Origin of the sequence: Geobacter sp. DSM 9736 (assembly GCF_900187405.1) — a bacterium.
Taxonomy (GTDB): domain Bacteria; phylum Desulfobacterota; class Desulfuromonadia; order Geobacterales; family Geobacteraceae; genus DSM-9736.
Genome location: NZ_LT896716.1, coordinates 96,002 through 112,501, shown reverse-complemented (window position 1 = coordinate 112,501; position 16,500 = coordinate 96,002). Strand labels below are relative to the sequence as shown.

Annotated in this window: 11 protein-coding genes; 6 read left to right on the top strand and 5 right to left on the bottom strand. The window is 59.2% G+C overall.

Annotated features, from left to right (window positions below):
* Window positions 1-158 precede the first annotated feature (158 nt).
* The 6 genes from CFB04_RS00555 to CFB04_RS00530 all read left to right on the top strand — a co-directional run bounded on the left by CFB04_RS00555 (window position 159) and on the right by CFB04_RS00530 (window position 9,442).
* Window positions 159-836 carry a TVP38/TMEM64 family protein gene (locus tag CFB04_RS00555; RefSeq protein WP_088533446.1) on the top strand — a complete coding sequence of 226 codons (678 nt, stop codon included), beginning with the start codon at window positions 159-161 and terminating at the stop codon, window positions 834-836.
* 48 nt (window positions 837-884) lie between these two features.
* The gene (gene arsS / locus CFB04_RS00550) at window positions 885-1,844 is read left to right on the top strand and encodes an arsenosugar biosynthesis radical SAM (seleno)protein ArsS (protein WP_088533445.1); all 960 of its coding nucleotides are present in this window, start codon (window positions 885-887) and stop codon (window positions 1,842-1,844) included.
* Between the two features lie 579 nt (window positions 1,845-2,423).
* A complete protein-coding gene (locus tag CFB04_RS00545) occupies window positions 2,424-4,010 on the top strand; it encodes a glucose-6-phosphate isomerase (RefSeq protein WP_088533444.1) in 1,587 nt (528 codons plus the stop codon).
* 5 nt (window positions 4,011-4,015) lie between these two features.
* The gene (ltaE, locus tag CFB04_RS00540) at window positions 4,016-5,050 is read left to right on the top strand and encodes a low-specificity L-threonine aldolase (RefSeq protein ID WP_088533443.1); all 1,035 of its coding nucleotides are present in this window, start codon (window positions 4,016-4,018) and stop codon (window positions 5,048-5,050) included.
* 52 nt (window positions 5,051-5,102) lie between these two features.
* Window positions 5,103-7,583, top strand: coding sequence for an AMP-binding protein (locus tag CFB04_RS00535; protein ID WP_088533442.1), 2,481 nt, complete (start codon window positions 5,103-5,105; stop codon window positions 7,581-7,583).
* Window positions 7,584-7,615: 32 nt separating this feature from the next.
* Window positions 7,616-9,442, top strand: a complete 1,827-nt coding sequence (locus CFB04_RS00530) for a PAS domain S-box protein (protein ID WP_088533441.1) — start codon at window positions 7,616-7,618, stop codon at window positions 9,440-9,442.
* Between the two features lie 160 nt (window positions 9,443-9,602).
* Here the strand turns inward: CFB04_RS00530 and speA are convergent, their stop codons facing one another.
* From speA to CFB04_RS00505, 5 genes are all read right to left on the bottom strand, one after another.
* Window positions 9,603-11,513 (bottom strand): arginine decarboxylase, encoded by a 1,911-nt coding sequence (gene speA, locus CFB04_RS00525; RefSeq protein WP_088533440.1) that lies wholly within the window; start codon window positions 11,511-11,513, stop codon window positions 9,603-9,605.
* A 320-nt stretch (window positions 11,514-11,833) separates the two neighbouring features.
* Entirely contained in the window at window positions 11,834-12,988 is a 1,155-nt protein-coding gene (gene nspC, locus CFB04_RS00520) for a carboxynorspermidine decarboxylase (RefSeq protein WP_088536653.1), read from the bottom strand.
* Between the two features lie 68 nt (window positions 12,989-13,056).
* A complete protein-coding gene (gene corA / locus CFB04_RS00515; RefSeq protein ID WP_088533439.1) occupies window positions 13,057-14,010 on the bottom strand; it encodes a magnesium/cobalt transporter CorA in 954 nt (317 codons plus the stop codon).
* A gap of 200 nt (window positions 14,011-14,210) precedes the next feature.
* Window positions 14,211-15,407 carry a saccharopine dehydrogenase family protein gene (locus tag CFB04_RS00510; protein ID WP_088533438.1) on the bottom strand — a complete coding sequence of 399 codons (1,197 nt, stop codon included), beginning with the start codon at window positions 15,405-15,407 and terminating at the stop codon, window positions 14,211-14,213.
* 308 nt (window positions 15,408-15,715) lie between these two features.
* The gene (locus CFB04_RS00505; RefSeq protein ID WP_088533437.1) at window positions 15,716-16,261 is read right to left on the bottom strand and encodes a helix-turn-helix domain-containing protein; all 546 of its coding nucleotides are present in this window, start codon (window positions 16,259-16,261) and stop codon (window positions 15,716-15,718) included.
* Window positions 16,262-16,500 lie beyond the last annotated feature (239 nt).

The window sequence follows — 16,500 nt, the reverse complement described above, 5'->3', positions numbered from 1 at the left end:
GAAGCAAATATAAATTAACGAAAATTTATTATACCAGCCTCCCCTGAATTACAAGCAGTCAGTGCATATTGCAATATGAACACCTTTATGTACAATGGCACCGAAAACCGCCTGCGGCCGCTAGAGACCAAACCGCGGCAATGGAGAGAATCCCGAAAATGAAGAAAAAACTTCTGCTCCTCGGCACCCTGCTCGCCATAGCCGCAACCCTCATCCTCTCCGGGTTTTCGAAGCTGCTAACCATCGAATACCTCAAGGCGAACAGGGAAGCCCTTGAAGCGATTAACGCAGCTCACCCCCTGGGGTTCCCGCTCCTTTTCGTCGGCAGCTACATCATACAGACAGCCCTCTCCCTTCCCGGTGCTACGCTGATGACATTGGCTGCGGGTGCTCTGTTCGGCGCAGTCACGGGTACAGCCTACGCCGTTATCGGAGCGACCACGGGCGCGGCTCTCGCCTTTCTCTTCGCCCGCTACCTCTTTCGCAGCGCGATGGTGAAGCGTTTTTCCGGGCGCCTGGAGGAGGTAAACCGCGAGCTCGACCGGTCGGGACTCAACTACCTCCTCTTTCTCCGCCTCGTGCCGCTCTTCCCATTCTTCCTCATCAACATAGCCGCTGCACTCACGAGGATTCCCCTCGGCACGTTCTGTCTCGGCACTTTCATGGGAATCATCCCCGGCGGCTTCGTCTACGCCAATGCAGGGGCCAGCCTGGCCACGGTGGAGCACCTGGGCGATGTCGCCTCGCCGCGTGTCATAGGGGCTTTTGTCCTTCTCGGTATATTCGCCCTGATACCGGCACTCTACCGCAGGCATCGGCGGCAATGCCGCTCATGACTCCTCTGCCCCTGTATCGACCGTATCCGAACCGCTAAAGGAGAACCGATGGTGGCAGCATTCAAGGAAAAACTGAAGTCTGTCAATCCGATCTATATTAAATTCGACACGCTGCAGACCCTGCAGTTGAACCTGGGCAACGTCTGCAACCTGAGGTGCAGCCACTGCCATCTGAGCTGTTCCCCTGAGGGAACCGGCATCATGGAGCAGGGGGTAATGGACAGGGCGATAGGGTTCCTCGCCCGGCAGCCTGGGCTCGTGCTCGACATGACCGGCGGATGCCCGGAGCTTAACCCCCTTTTCCGGTACCTTGTGGAACGGACCGAGGGGCTGGCCCGGCGGCGGATGGTCCGGAGCAACCTGACGATTCTCAGCGAGCCGGGGATGGAGTGGCTACCCGATTTCTACCGGGACCACCAACTCGTTATAGTTGCCTCTCTTCCCTGCTACGAGAAGGAAAATGTCGACCGTCAGCGGGGAAGCGGGGTCTTCGAACGGAGCATCGAGGCCCTACACCGGTTGAATGCCGTGGGATACGGTGAAACCCTTGAGCTGAACCTCGTCTACAACCCCGGAGGAGCCTTCATCGCCGGTTCACAGAAGGAGCTGGCGTCCGCATACGGCCGGGAGCTGTACCAACGGCACGGCATCAGATTCAACAACCTTTATACCATAACCAATGCTCCCATCGGACGGTTCCGGGAGTATCTGGAGGCAAGGGGAGCTTACGAGCGCTATCTGAATCTTCTAGCAGGAAGCTTCAACCGGGAAGCTGCCGGCAACATAATGTGCCGCTCCCTGGTAAGCGTGGACTGGAACGGGTTCCTTTACAACTGCGACTTCAACCTTGCGGTGGGGCTGCCGATTACCGGCAAGGACGGCACCATACTGAAGATCGACGATCTCCAAGCCGCCGCCACCAGCGGCACCGAGCTCTTCCTTGCCCAGCACTGCTACTGCTGCACCGCCGGAGAAGGGTCCAGCTGCACGGGTGCCCTCGTTGCGTAGCAGGTTGTTGAAAAACAGTCATCTGGCCGCCGTTCCTCGAAAGCCGCCGTGTGCGGCGTAGCGCTGTTTATGCCCCAGAGGGTACTACGCCTCCGTGGGGCTTTCTGCGGGTGCGACCATCTATCTGTTTTTGAACAACCTCAGTTTTTCACCTGCCTGCTAGAGAAGCTCACCACCGACATCACATGTGAATGGATAGTCCGCGTACATCTGCCGCTGCGGCTCCGCCGTTCTCTCCCGAAGCCACGACATTAGCCTCTGGACCGTTGACTTAGACGGACGAGCACCTAAACCATTACAAAGAGGGAGGCGGTGGAGTTCCTGGAGTGGAGGGAAGTGACTAGCGGCAGCGGACGCGCGCCCGGCGCCGGCAATAACTGTAGCCCTCAACCAGAAGGCGCGTGCCTCGATGGACAAGGAAAGCCATCCAGGTCCGCAGCGAGGAACGACAGGAACGGAAGGAACTCCACCGCCTCCCTCATCACGACGGCACCCCAACAGGGAGTCGTACGCCAATGAAACTTGATTAAGGAACAATTACGTGGTACCACTTTCTGAAATCACCGAACGGGAGGAACCATGGACAGCCTGCAGCTGTGGGAGCGTTACAAGAAATATCTGTGCGTAAACCGGGAGGTCGGCCTCTCCCTTGATATCAGCCGGATGAACTTTTCCGATTCCTTTCTCGCGGAGATGGAGCCGCGGATGCAGCAGGCCTTCAGGGAGATGAAGGAACTGGAAAAGGGCGCCATCGCAAACCCTGACGAAGGCCGAATGGTCGGGCACTACTGGCTCCGGAACCCCTCTCTCGCCCCCGACGGGCGTATTTCAGCCGAGATAGATTTCACCCTCCGGGCGGTTCGCGATTTCGCAGCAGGCATTCACGCAGGCACTTTCAGGACACCAGCCGGACGGAAATTCACCAGGATGCTCATAATCGGCATCGGCGGCTCCGCGCTGGGCCCGCAGTTCGTAGCCGATGCCCTCGGCACACCCGCAGACCCGCTCAAACCGTATTTCTTAGACAACACCGATCCCGACGGCATGGACCGTGTGCTGGGAGAGCTCGGAGAGAGCCTTGCGGAAACGCTCGTCATCGTCATCTCCAAGAGCGGAGGGACGAAGGAGACGCGAAACGGGATGCTCGAAGTCAAACTAGCCTTCGAAGCCGCAGGCATACCATTTCCGAAACATGCGGTGGCAGTGACCGGGCAGGAGAGTGAGCTCGACCGGACCGCAGTCAGCGAGGGGTGGCTTGCACGCTTCCCCATGTGGGACTGGGTCGGAGGACGGACCTCGGAGACCTCTGCCGTGGGACTGCTGCCGGCGGCTCTCCAGGGGATTGACGTCGAGGCGCTGCTCCGGGGAGCGAAGCTTTGCGACGAGATCACCCGGCGCACCGAGACCCGAGCCAATCCGGCCGCACTGCTGGCCCTCATGTGGTACCACGGCACCGGCGGAACCGGAAAGCGCGACATGGTCATTCTCCCGTACAAGGACCGGCTGCTCCTCTTTTCCCGCTACCTCCAGCAGTTGATCATGGAATCCCTCGGCAAGGAAAAGGATCGGAGCGGCGCCACAGTCAACCAGGGTATTTCCGTCTACGGCAACAAGGGCTCCACCGACCAGCACGCCTATGTCCAGCAGCTCCGTGAAGGGGTTCACAACTTCTTCGTCACCTTCATCGAAGTGGTGAAGGACCGTCAGAGGTCCTCGATGGCTGTGGAGCCCGATACCACGAGCGGCGACTATCTCCTCGGCTTCTTTCTCGGAACACGCAGGGCGCTCTACGAGAAGGGACGCGAATCGGTGACCATCACTATAGACAAGCTCGATCCGCAGGCAGTGGGGGTTCTTATCGCGCTCTACGAGAGGGCCGTCGGCCTCTACGCATCTCTCGTCAACATCAACGCCTATCACCAGCCTGGGGTAGAGGCGGGAAAGAAGGCTGCAGGCACCGTGCTCGAACTGCAACTGAAGGCTTTCTCTCACCTCCGTTCTTCCGGTCGTGCAGAAGCAGCGGAAGAGATCGCCGCCGCCATAGGCGCTGCCGAAGAGGCAGAAACAATATTCAGGATCCTCACCCACGCCGCCGGCAACGGCGACCACGGAATCGGGGCGGACCCGGCGGAAAAGCCGTGGGAAACACGTTTCAGGAGCACCTGATCCCGATGAAGATCATCGACCTGCGAAGCGACACAGTCACCCGGCCGACCCGCGAAATGCGCAGCATCATGGCCGACGCCGAAGTCGGCGACGATGTCTACGGCGAAGATCCCACAGTGAACCGCCTGGAATCCATCGCTGCGGAGCTTCTAGGAATGGAGGCCGCCCTTTTCGTCGGCAGCGGAACCCTGGGGAATCTACTTGCCCTCCTGGCCCATTGCGAGAGGGGAGACGAATATATAGCCGGCCAGACAGCTCACGTCTATCGCTGGGAGGGAGGAGGCGCCGCGGTCTTCGGCGGCATCCAGCCGCAGCCTCTCCCCTTTCAGCCCGACGGCACCCTTGATCTCAAGGAGGTCGAAAACTCCATCAAGCCAGACGACAGCCACTACGCGCGCACACGGCTCCTCTGCCTGGAAAACACCCAGGAGGGGAAACCGCTCCCCCTCTCCTACCTGGAGCAGGCTTCGGAGCTTGCCCGGCGGCGTTCGCTCGGCATTCATCTGGATGGAGCCCGCATATTCAACGCTGCGGTCGCCCTGGAAGTGCCTGCAGCGGAAATTGCACGTCATTTCGACACCGTCAGCTTCTGCCTCTCCAAAGGCCTCGGAGCGCCTGTAGGCTCACTCCTCTGCGGAAAGCAGGAAATAGTAGCGCGGGCACGGCGATGGCGCAAGGTCGCGGGTGGGGGAATGCGTCAGGCCGGGATATTGGCGGCGGCTGGCATATACGCGCTGGAGCGGAACATCGGAAGGCTCGCGGAGGACCATGAAAATGCGCGTCTTCTTTCCGAGGAGCTCCAGGGGATCGAGGGGCTGGATGTTTCACCCGCACGCACGAACATGGCGTTCCTGTCGATGAAACCGTACGATGCTGAAGCCCTGCACCACCACCTGCGGAAAGCGGGGATTCTGATACGTGAAGGGGAGCGGGTCCGGCTTGTCACACACCTGGATGTAACACGTGAGGATGTGGAAAGAGTGAAGGCTGCCGTGGCGGGATATTTCCGCACGAAACGCGCGGCTGCTGCTGAGCCCTGACCTTCGGATCCATTTGAAGGAGTCTTGCGGCCGATAGGAGTTTTAGATCGTCATGAACACCCTCACCGACCTGTTCGCCACTTTCCCGCTACATGGGGATGACCCAGCCATGGTCTTCAGGACGGGGGTAAGGCGTTTTGTCCTGACATATTCGGACATACACACCCTTGCACTCCGGATGAACGGCTGGCTGGCCGCGCAGGGGATTGGAGAGGGAGACAGGGTCCTGCTCTGGTGCCCCAACTCCCCCTGGTGGGGAGTCGCCTTCTGGGGTATTGTGGCCAGGGGAGCGGTGGCGGTGCCTGTCGATTTCATGTCGGGGGGAGACCGGGCGGAAACGATAGCATCCCTTACCGATGCGCGGCTGGTGATCCAGAGCCGGGAGAAGCCGGAACGGCTGGCGGGACGGCCGACGGTTCTCCTGGAAGAGCTCCGCCACCTGCTGGCCCAGACAGAGCCCCTTACAGCCGTTCACTCAGCCGGCCCCGACGATATCGCGGAACTCCTCTACACCTCCGGCACCACCGGCGCTCCCAAGGGTGTGATCCTCACCCACCGCAACCTGATCGCCAACCTTCTCCAGGTCAACCGACACATAACGGTCGTCTCCGAGGAATTCACCTTTCTCTCGCTCCTACCCCTCTCCCACATGTTCGAGCAGATGGGAGGCTTCTTCACCCCACTCTACCGTGGGGCAACCATAGCCTATATCCGCACTCTCAAACCCTCCGCAATCCTGGAAGCGCTGGAAGAGGAAGATATCTACGCAATGATAGCGGTGCCGCGCCTGCTTCAGCTTCTGAAGGGCTCCATCGAACAGGAACTGGAACATAAGGGGCTCCGTTCCATTTTCGAGCGCCTCCTGAAAGTGGGAGAGAAGATTCCCAGAAAGGCCCGGAAGCTTCTTTTCCATCCGATCCACAAGAAGTTCGGCGCCAATTTCACGCTCTTCGTGTCGGGAGGAGCACCCCTGGACCCGCAGGTGTTCCGATTCTGGGACGGAATGGGATTCACCGTCCTTGAAGGATACGGCCTTACGGAGTGCTCGCCCGTTCTTGCCGCCAATGACATGGGTCAACAGGCTCCCGGGTCGGTCGGCAGGCCGTTGCCGGGAGTGGAGCTGCGTATCGAGGGCGGAGAGATCCTTGCGCGGGGAGAGAATGTTTTCTCCGGGTACTACCGGAACGAGGAAGCGACGCGGGCAACCTTCAGCGACGGCTGGTTCAGGACCGGGGACCTGGGAGAGTTCGATTCCGACGGCAGGCTCAGGATCAAGGGGCGAAGCAAGGAGCTCATCGTCACCGGAGCTGGCGTGAACGTATATCCGGACGAGATCGAAGCCCTTCTGAACGCACTCCCGGGGGTGAAGGAGTCCTGCGTAGTGGGACTCGACCGGGGAGGCGGAGAGGAGGTCCATGCGGTTCTTATTCTCGACGGAGAGCGAGCCGGTCCGGAAGAGATCGTAGCCGAAGTGAACGCCCGGCTGGACGACCTTCACCGCATCACCGGCTTCACCGTTTGGCCCGAAGCGGAATTCCCCAAGACCACCACCATGAAGATCAGGAAATTCGTGGTGAAAAAGCAACTGGAGGAGCATGCCGCAGCGGGGGAAGGAGCGCTTCGGACAACGGATCGGCTCATTGCCCTGATCGCCCGGATTACCGATACTCCGGTGGACAAGGTGAAGGAGGAGTCGGTTCTTGTCACCGAACTTGGACTCACCTCCATAGGACGGCTGGAGCTGGTTAACGCCATCGAGCAGGAATTCCGGCTCGATCTCGAAGACGCTGCTATCGATCCGCAGACACGAGTCACGGACCTGCGGGAAAAGATACGGAAGCGCGAGAAAACCGGCACCGAGGAGCACTTCAGACGGTGGGGGGCCGGACGGAGCGCCCTCCTCATACGGCGGTTCCTGGACCGCGTACTCCACTACCCCCTGTTCCGCACCGTGGTGCGGCTCGAAGCTTCCGGGACCGAACACCTGCGGGAAGAGGAGATGCCGGTCATTTTCATCTCCAATCACCTGAGCTACCTCGACCACCCGACGATAATGTTCGCTCTTCCTCCCAAATGGCGTTACAACACCTCCACCGCCGCCTGGGAAGAATTCTTCTTCCGGAACTTCAGAAATTTTTCACAGAAGCTCTGGAAGCGTCTCGCCTTCGAGTACGCCACCCTTGCCTTCACCATCTTCCCCCTCCCCCAGTCTCGGGGGTTCCGCGGCTCGCTCCGCCATATGGGAAAGCTCATCGACAAGGGGATGAACGTCCTGATCTTTCCTGAGGGGACACGATCTCCGGACGGCACGTTGCTGGAGTTTCAGCAGGGGCTGGGGGTGATCGTCCGTGAGATGGAGGTCCCGGTGGTTCCGGTAAGCATATCGGGGCTCGAAAAGGTGCTGCCCAGAGGAGCGTCCCGGCCTAGGAGCGGAAACGTGCATGTGCGGTTCGGCCCTCCGATCAGGTTCAGCACGGAGTCTGCTGCTGAAATCGTCGAAAAGGCTCGGCTCGCGGTGCGGGAACTTCAATAAATCCGAAGACGGTTGCCTCAGGGAGGAAAAAGATGTTCCAGAAGACCGGCGAAATTAAGGAACTCCTGGCGCGGAAGACACGGGAGTTGCAAAACTGCCGGGCCATCCTGCTCAAGACGCCCCACGGCATTCTGATTGTAGACAAGGGGGGAAGTATCAGATTTGCCAATAGTGCCGCCGGAAGGATGCTCGGATGCTTGCCGGAGGAGCTTGTGGGGATGCCGTTTCAGTTCCCGCTCTCCACGGAGGAGAAGGCGGAAATCACTCTGAAATCACGGGATGGAAAAGAGGTGGCAGCCGAGGTCTGGGTGGTCGAAACGGAATGGGAAGAGCATGCGGCGCTTTTCGTGTCTCTTCACGACATAACGGGCCGGCGCTGTAGCGAGCAGGAACTGCGAAAGCTGTACCGCGCCATTACCGACAGTCCCTCCATCGTCATGATTACCGACAACAGGGGAAACATCGAGTACGTCAACCCGAAGTTTACGGAAATAACGGGATACACGCTCACGGAGGTGGCAGGAAAGAACCCGGCGCTGCTGAAGTCGGGGGAAATGAACCCGGATGAGCTCCGACGGATGTGGGAGACCATCAGCAGTGGTGACGAATGGCACGGGGAGTTCATCAACAGGAAAAAAAATGGCGAGATCTATCTCGAACGGGCATCTATTTCCCCTGTAAAGGAGCTGGATGGAGTCATCACGCACTTTGTAGCGGTAAAGGAGGATGTTACCGAACAGAAGCGGATCGAACGGGAATTGCGGGAAAGCGAGGCGCTTCTTAACGTGATTTTTGATGAAGCTTCCCAGCTGATGGGGCTGATGAAGCCTGACGGGACACTCATCAAGATCAACCGGACCGCCTTTGAATTCATCCAGGGGAGAGCCGACGAGGTGCTCGGCAGGCCGTTCTGGGAAACGCCCTGGTGGACTCACTCGAAAGATATGCAGGACAGGGTTCACGGCGCGGTGGAAGCGGCTGCAAGGGGGGAATTCGTCCGTTTCGAGGCGACGCACCGCACGCCGGAAGGGGAACTGGTATGGGTCGATTTTTCCCTGAAACCGGTGAAGGACGCCAAGGGGGACGTGGTTTTTCTCGTCCCTGAGGGGCGGGACATTACGCCCTACAAGCAGGCCGCAGAGGAGATCGAAATTCTCCATACGGACCTGGCGGCCCGTGCCCATGATCTGGAGATCGCCAATCAGGAACTTGAGGCATTCAGCTATACGGTGTCCCACGACCTTCGGGCACCGCTCACCACCATCAGCGCCTCCAGCCAGATGGTCGTCGAGATGTGCGGCCAAAGGCTCAACGAGCAATGCAGGGAGCTAACCGGGATCATAGAGGAAGAGGTCGGCCGGATGGACCAGCTCATAGGGACCCTGCTCGATTTTGCCCGCATCACCCGCAGCGAGGTACACCGGGAAACCGTCGACATCAGCATCATGGCGGAGACGATTCTACTGGGGCTGAGACAGAGGGAGCCTGACCGCAAGGTAGTGTACGAGGTGGCGGAGGGGCTCACCGTGAGCGCCGATCCGAAACTGCTCAGGGTGGCTCTTGAAAATCTTCTCGGAAACGCATGGAAGTACACGGCGAAAAGGGAAACCGCCATAATCAGGTTCGGCCTGACGGAATACCGGGGGAGGCCTGCCTATTATGTCGAGGACAACGGCATAGGCTTTGCGCCGAAGGAGAATGAACGGGTCTTCATCCCATTCCAGCGGGTATCGCCCGAGGAATTCACCGGGACCGGCATCGGTCTGGCCACAGTGCACCGCATCATCCAGCGCCACGGAGGACGTATCTGGGCGGAGGGAGAGGAGGGGAAAGGAGCGACATTTTACTTTACGCTTTAGGAGGTCGCTGAAAAACAGCCATCTCGCCGCCGTCCTCGAAAGCCACCTTGTGCGGCGTAGCGCTGCTACGCCTCCGTGGGGCTTTCTGCGGGTGCGACGATCTGGCTGTTTTTGAGCAACCTCGTTTTTCACGACGGCGCGAACACCACGCAACCGCCTGCTACTCTCCCAGGTATGTATAACCGAGCAGGGTCCGGTCCAGAAGCTCGATGAAGTGGCTGCTCTCCTCGATGGAAACCTTCCGCTGGGCCACCCCCTTCTCCAGGTGCTCCCGCACCCGTTTCAGGATCTCCGGCCCTTTGTACTGGACGTACTTCAGGCTCTCCCAGCAGGCGTCCCCGTTTATCACCGTGTCGATCATGTAGCCGGTCTTCTTGTTGAAGGTGATGTGCACGGCATTGGTGTCCCCGAAGAGGTTGTGCATGTCGCCGAGTATCTCCTGGTACGCCCCGATGAGGAAGAAGCCGATGTAGTAGTCCTCCTCCTTGCGGATCTTGTGGAGCGGCAGGAACTTGGTGCGGCCGTTCTCCCCCACGAAGCTCGTGATCTCCCCGTCGGAGTCGCAGGTGATGTCCGCGATGGAGGCGATGACGTCGGGCTTCTGGTTGAGCCGCTGGAGCGGCACGATGGGGAAGAGCTGGTCGATGGCCCAGGAGTCGGGCACCGACTGAAACAGCGAGAAGTTGGCGAAGTAGGTCTGCCGAAGGCTCAGCTGAAAGTTCTGCAGCTCCTCGGGGATCGGCTTGATCTTCTCGACGATGCTGTTGATCTTGCGGATGATCTTCCCGTAGAGCCACTCCGCCATGGCCCGTTCCTGAAGCGTCAGGTAACCGAGGTTGAAGAGAGAGACCGCCTCCTGGATAAGCTGCTGGGTGTCGTGGTAATCCTCCCGGAGCGAGTAACGGTCAATGCTCTTGTGAATATCGACGAGCTTGCGAACGGTGGGCGCCAGCTTCTCCGCGGAGGCGATCTCCTCCTCGAAGTCGGGCGTGAGCCTTTGCGTGTTGGTGTTCAGCACGTTGGTGACGAGCACCGAGTAGTGGGCGACGGTGGCGCGCCCCGACTCGGAGATGATGTTGGGGCAATCCACTCCGGCATCGTCGCAGATGTTCTTGATCTGATAGATGACGTCGTTGGCGTACTCCTCGATGGAGTAGTTGACGCTGGAGAAGTAGCTCGACTTGGAGCCGTCGTAGTCCACCCCAAGCCCTCCCCCAATGTCGACGAATTCGATGCCGAGCCCCATCTTGCGCAGCTCCGCGTAGATCCGCGCTCCTTCGATGAGGGCGGTCTTGATCTTGTCGATCTTGGTGATCTGGGAGCCTATGTGGAAATGGATGAGCTTCACCTGCTGGAGAAGCTCGTTCTCTTCGAGGAGGTCAATGGCGGCGATGATCTCCGACATCCGCAGGCCGAACTTGGCGTCCTCGCCCCCGCTTGTGGCCCACTTGCCGGTCCCCTTGGAGGAAAGCTTCACCCGGATTCCGAGCTTGGGCTGGATGCCCGTCTTCTTCACGAGTTCGATCACCTTCTCCAATTCGAAAAGCTTTTCGATGACGAGGGTGATGTCGTAGCCTATCTTTGTAGCGTAGAGGACGGTCTCGATATACTCGGTGTCCTTGTAGCCGTTGCAGATAATCGGAAGGCCGTTGCCGCTGGAGATGGCGATGCCGGCAACCAGCTCCGGTTTCGAACCCACTTCCAGACCGATGTTGTAGCGCTTGCCGTAGCTTGCGATAGCCTCCACCACCTGGCGCTGCTGGTTTACCTTGATCGGGTAGAATGTCTGGTACTTGGCAGGGTAATCGTTGTCGGCGATAGCATTCTTGAAAACCCGGTTGATGCTCGCTATCCGCCCCTGGAGGACATCCATGAAGCGGAGGAGGATCGGCGGCTTGATCTTGCGCTTTATGAGGTCATCCACCAGGACGCGAAGGTCGATGGAATTCTTCGAGTTGGACGACGGATGGACGCAGACGTTCCCCTTCTTGTTGATGGAGAAGAGGTCGGCCCCCCAGTTGTCCATGTTGTATATTTTGGTGGAATTGGCAATCGACCAGCGCTCCGACATGTATCCTCCGAAAGCGGTGCCATATTTGCGCCCTGACGCCGCCGGATCGTCGGTCAGCTCCTCGACGTAGCGCTGCTACGCCTGCGGGCCTCCCTCCTCACCGTCGCCGTCATCATCGCAAATCTGTCACCGCTGGTTGGCAGTGGTTGTGGTACCCCTGACGGCCAACGGCTCGTCAGGTTAAAGATTTACATCAATGGGCGAGAGATTTCGGCCAGATCGTCGCACCCGCAGAAAGCCCCGCGGAGGCGTGGCTGCGCCACGTCGCACAAGGAGGCTTTCGAGGACGGCGGCGAGATGGTCGGAAGCTATCGCCCACCCTACGACAGGCGCCCCTTAAAATCCTCGTAGCTAAATTCTTTTACGACCTTCAGCTCTTCGGTCTCCGGCTCCCACGTACAAATCGCCGGATGCTGGATCCCGTTGAAGGTGGTGGTCTTCACCATCGTGTAATGGCTCATGTCCTCGAAGACGAGCCGGTCTCCCGGCTTGAGCGGCTTCTCTAACGACCAGTCGCCGATGATGTCGCCGGCAAGGCACGACGGCCCACCCAGTCTGTAGGTGTAAGGCTTCACGCCGGGATCGAAGCCGCCGGTGATCTCCGGCCGGTACGGCATCTCGAGGATGTCGGGCATGTGACAGGTGGCGGAAACATCGAGGATGGCGATATCCACCTCGTTGTGCACCACGTCGAGCACTTCGCCGACCAGGAGTCCCGTGCCGATAACCACCGCTTCCCCCGGCTCCAGGTAGACCTCCACGCCGTACTTCCCCTTGAAGTGCCTGATCAGCTCCACAAGGCCGTCTATGTCATACCCCTGGCGGCTGATATGGTGGCCGCCGCCGAGGTTGAGCCACTTCATCTTCGGCAGAAACTCTCCAAACTTTTCCTCGAATACCCGAGCCGTGCGCTCCAGCGGCTCGAAGAGCTGCTCGCAAAGGGTGTGGAAGTGAAGCCCCTCAACACCTTCAAGCGACTTCCCCTCGAACTCCCTTCGGGGAATCCCCAGCCTCGATTTCGGCGCGGCGGGGTCGTAGATTGCGGTGTGCCCTTCCGAGTGCTCCGGGTTCACCCGCAGGCCGATGGAGACCCGCCCCCTCTCCTTCTCCCAGAGCGGCCTGAAGCGCTCCAGCTGGTTGAAGGAGTTGAAGACAAGGTGGTTTGAGAGGGAGAGGAGCTCCGAAACGTCTTTTTCCTTGAAGGCAGCAGCAAATGAATGCACCTCTCCGCCGAATTCCTCCCGCCCGAGCCGCGCTTCCCAGGGAGAAGACGCGCATACGCCCTGGAGATATTGGCGAATCACCGGGAAGACGCTCCACATCGCAAAGGCCTTTAGCGCCATGAGGATCTTGGCCCCGGAGCGCTTCTGTACCGCGTCCAGGATCTCCAGGTTGTGACGCAGCCTTCCCATGTCCACCACGTAGGCGGGAGAGGGGGAAACTTTTATGATCTTGTCGACGTCGATACCGTTCATGACTCGAAATCCGATTTTTACCGCGAAGGGAGTGAGGAGAGGCATCCTCCGCGGTGAGGAAGAATTTTCTACAGCCAACCCTTACGGCGGAAAATGTAGAGCGGAAGGACCGCGGAGAGCACGATCATCAGGAGCGCCAGCGGGTAGCCGTAGCTGAGCTCCAGTTCCGGCAAATGCCTGAAGTTCATCCCGTAGATGCTGGCGATGAGGGTCGGCGGCAGGAATATCACCGACATCACTGTGAAGATCTTGATGACCTTGTTCTGCTCGACGCTCAGGTAGTTCAGGATCAGGTCCTGGAGGTAGTCGAGCCGTTCGAAGTTGAAGTTCGCGGTGGTGATCAGGGAGTTGACGTCCTTGATCATCATGGAGAACTCCTGCCTCGTCACGGAGGGGAGCTTCGTGCTTCGCAGCAGCGACGAGAGAACCCGTTGCTTCTCGGTCAGATGCTCCCGGATGGTGATGTTGCTCTCCTCGTACAATGAGACGAATTCAAGCAGCTTACCCGATTCGGAGCTGTTCTGGAGGCGGAACCTGCCGGTGCCGACTATCTCCTTTGCCAGGGCCTCCAGGATGTCCGCATCCATGTCGATCCTGAGGGAGAGGATCCCGCTCAGCACCTGGAATCCATTGGAGTAGAGGCTCGGGTTCTGGCGCATGCTCCGTGCGAAGTCCTCGAAGAGCCGCAGCTCCGCAAACCGGACCGTCACGATGAGCTGCCCCTTGAGGACAAACGAAACTGTCTCGCTCACCATCTTGTCACCGACCTTGGAGAGGAAGCTGGTGTTGATGGTGATGCCCTCCTCCTCCTCCCAATACCGGGAACTGAACTCGATCTCCTCCGACTCCTGCTTGTTGGGGAGTTCCACACCGAAGGATTCCTCCACGAGGGCGATCTCGGCGGAGGTTGGGGCAACGAGGTCGAGCCACACCACCGACGAGCGGTCCAGCAGCGGGAGCGCCTCCATCTCGATCGGTGCCCGGGTGATGGCACCGTTATGTCGCGAGTTGCAGATCAGCATTTATAAGCCCTCTTGCCACAGAGGCACAGAGACACAGAGAACATCTGGATCACAAAATAGTCAGGTTTGCTCACATAAGGAGCGCGAGATTTCGGCCAGATCCTCACACCCGCAGGGACGCCGGCGGAGGCGTAGCAGCGCTACGCCGCACAACGAGCGTCCCGAGGACGGCTTGGAGATGGTCGGAAGATCGCGCTCCCCTACAGCTCCGGCCATTCCCCTTCGACTACGACGGTCGGCAGCCCCATCGGTCCCAGTTCTGCGAGAAACACCTCCGGATCGAACTGCTCCATGTTGAAGACCCCCTCCCCCCTCCACTTGCCCGTCAGCATCATCATGGCACCCACCACGGCAGGAACGCCGGTGGTGTAGCTGATGGCCTGGGAGTTGGTCTCCTTGAAGGCCTCCTCGTGGTCGCAGATGTTGTAGATGTACACCTGCTTCCTCTTCCCGTCCTTCATCCCCCGGGCGACGACGCCGATGCAGGTCTTCCCTTTCGTGAGCGGCCCGAGGCTCCCGGGATCGGGGAGGACGGCCTTCAGGAACTGGAGGGGGACGATCTTCTGACCGTTGTACTCCACCTCGTCGATGCGGGTCATGCCTACGTTCTGGAGCACCTCCAGGTGCTTCAGGTAGTTGTCGGAGAAGGTCATCCAGAATTGAGCCTTTTTGATCGTCGGAATGTGCTTGACGATGGACTCCATCTCCTCGTGGTACATCCGGTAGATGTTCATCGGACCAATCCCCTCGGGGAAGTCGAAGGAGCGCTTCGTCTGGAGGGCACCGGTCTCGACCCACTTCCCGTTCTCCCAGTGACGGCACGGTGCGGTCACCTCGCGGATGTTTATCTCCGGGTTGAAGTTGGTGGCGAAGGGCTGGCCGTGGGAGCCGGCGTTGGCGTCGATGATGTCGATCTCCTCCACCACGTCCAGGTACTTCTTGGCGGCAAGCGCCGTATAGACGTTGGTGACGCCGGGATCGAAACCGGAGCCGAGAAGCGCCATCAGCTTCTTCTCCCTGAAACGGTCGTGGTAAGCCCACTGCCAGGAGTACTCGAACTTCGCCGTCTCCTTCGGCTCGTAATTAGCGGTGTCGAGGTAGTCCACACCGGTCTCCAGGCACGCATCCATGATGGTGAGGTCCTGGTACGGAAGCGCGACATTGATGACGAGGGAGGGCTTCTCCGCGCGGATGAGGGCCACGAGCTCGGGGACGTTGTCGGCATCCACCTGGGCGGTATTGACAGTCATCGACTTGATCTCGGCGGCGATGGAATCGCACTTCGACTTCGTCCGCGAAGCGAGGGTGATCTCGCTGAAGATCTCCTTGCGCTGGGCACATTTGTGGACGACGACACGGCTGACTCCGCCGGCGCCTATAATAAGGACTTTGCTCATTATCTCTCCTCCTCGGGGGGCGACGCCATATTTGCGCGCCTCCGCCGCCGGCTCCTCCTCGGGCTCCTCGACGTAGCGCTGCTACGCCTGCGGGCCCTCGTCGTCGCCGTCGACGGATTCATCGCAAATCTGTCGCCGCTGGAAGTTTTAGAATTTTATTCCCTAATGCAAAAGCAAGCGTCCAGGGACGCGAGATTTACGTCAGATCGTCGCACCCGCAGGGAGGGGCAGCGGAGGCGTAGCAGCGCTACGCCGCACAACGCCCCGACCGAGGACGGCGGCGAGATGGCGTGAAGCTCGCGTCCCGACTAGTAATCGAAGGTGGGCGGCGTCACTACCCACAATATCTTCGCCATCCCCTTGCCAATGTTCTTAATCGTATGCCGCTTGTCCGAAGTGAAGTAGAAACACTCGTCCTTCTTCACCGTGTACACCTTGTCGTCGAGCTTCAGCTGGATCTTCCCGAGTAGAACATAGCCGAACTCCTCACCCTCGTGAAACGGCTGCTCCTCCATCTCCTCCCCCGGCGCTATGGTGACGAGTGCCGGGTCCATCTCCCGGTTCTGCGCCCCGGGAACGAGGAGCTCCACCCTCACCCCATCGTCGTCGTCGGAAGACTGCACGCGGGAATCGGCACCGAAGACGATCTCTTCGTCACGGACTTCGCTGAAGAATTCCTGCATCGACACCCCGAAGACGTCGAGAATGTCCTTCAGTGTCGCGATGGATGGGGACGTGGTGTCGTTCTCCAGCTGCGAGATGTATCCTTTGGTCAGGTCTGCGCGGCTCGCCAGCTCCTCCTGGGTGAGGGAATTGATCATCCTGAACCGCTTCAGCCGCTCCCCGATTTTCAAGCAATCCTCCATTGGCTCACAAAACTCAAAGCAAGTTTAGCAACTCTAAACTTTTTGTACAACACCTTGTTTAGCAATTGTAAACTTTATGTTTAAATGGTGGCGCCGCAGGGGGTGCTTTATAATATAAAAAGGATTGGGTGTCAAACCTTTTCCTGCAGGAGCATAAGCCGCGTCAGCGAGTAAATTGTTGACAATGAAGTCCGGATTTATTACCTATCGGAAAACGCAGGAAGACT

Bases quoted from the DNA above. Each gene is read 5' to 3' on its own strand.
- CFB04_RS00545 (WP_088533444.1), top strand. From the start codon at position 2,424: ATGGACAGCCTGCAGCTGTGGGAGCGTTACAAGAAATATCTGTGCGTA.
- CFB04_RS00530 (WP_088533441.1), top strand. From the start codon at position 7,616: ATGTTCCAGAAGACCGGCGAAATTAAGGAACTCCTGGCGCGGAAGACA.
- CFB04_RS00510 (WP_088533438.1), bottom strand. From the start codon at position 15,407: ATGAGCAAAGTCCTTATTATAGGCGCCGGCGGAGTCAGCCGTGTCGTC.
- arsS (WP_088533445.1), top strand. From the start codon at position 885: ATGGTGGCAGCATTCAAGGAAAAACTGAAGTCTGTCAATCCGATCTAT.
- corA (WP_088533439.1), bottom strand. From the start codon at position 14,010: ATGCTGATCTGCAACTCGCGACATAACGGTGCCATCACCCGGGCACCG.
- speA (WP_088533440.1), bottom strand. From the start codon at position 11,513: ATGTCGGAGCGCTGGTCGATTGCCAATTCCACCAAAATATACAACATG.
- CFB04_RS00535 (WP_088533442.1), top strand. From the start codon at position 5,103: ATGAACACCCTCACCGACCTGTTCGCCACTTTCCCGCTACATGGGGAT.
- ltaE (WP_088533443.1), top strand. From the start codon at position 4,016: ATGAAGATCATCGACCTGCGAAGCGACACAGTCACCCGGCCGACCCGC.
- CFB04_RS00555 (WP_088533446.1), top strand. From the start codon at position 159: ATGAAGAAAAAACTTCTGCTCCTCGGCACCCTGCTCGCCATAGCCGCA.
- nspC (WP_088536653.1), bottom strand. From the start codon at position 12,988: ATGAACGGTATCGACGTCGACAAGATCATAAAAGTTTCCCCCTCTCCC.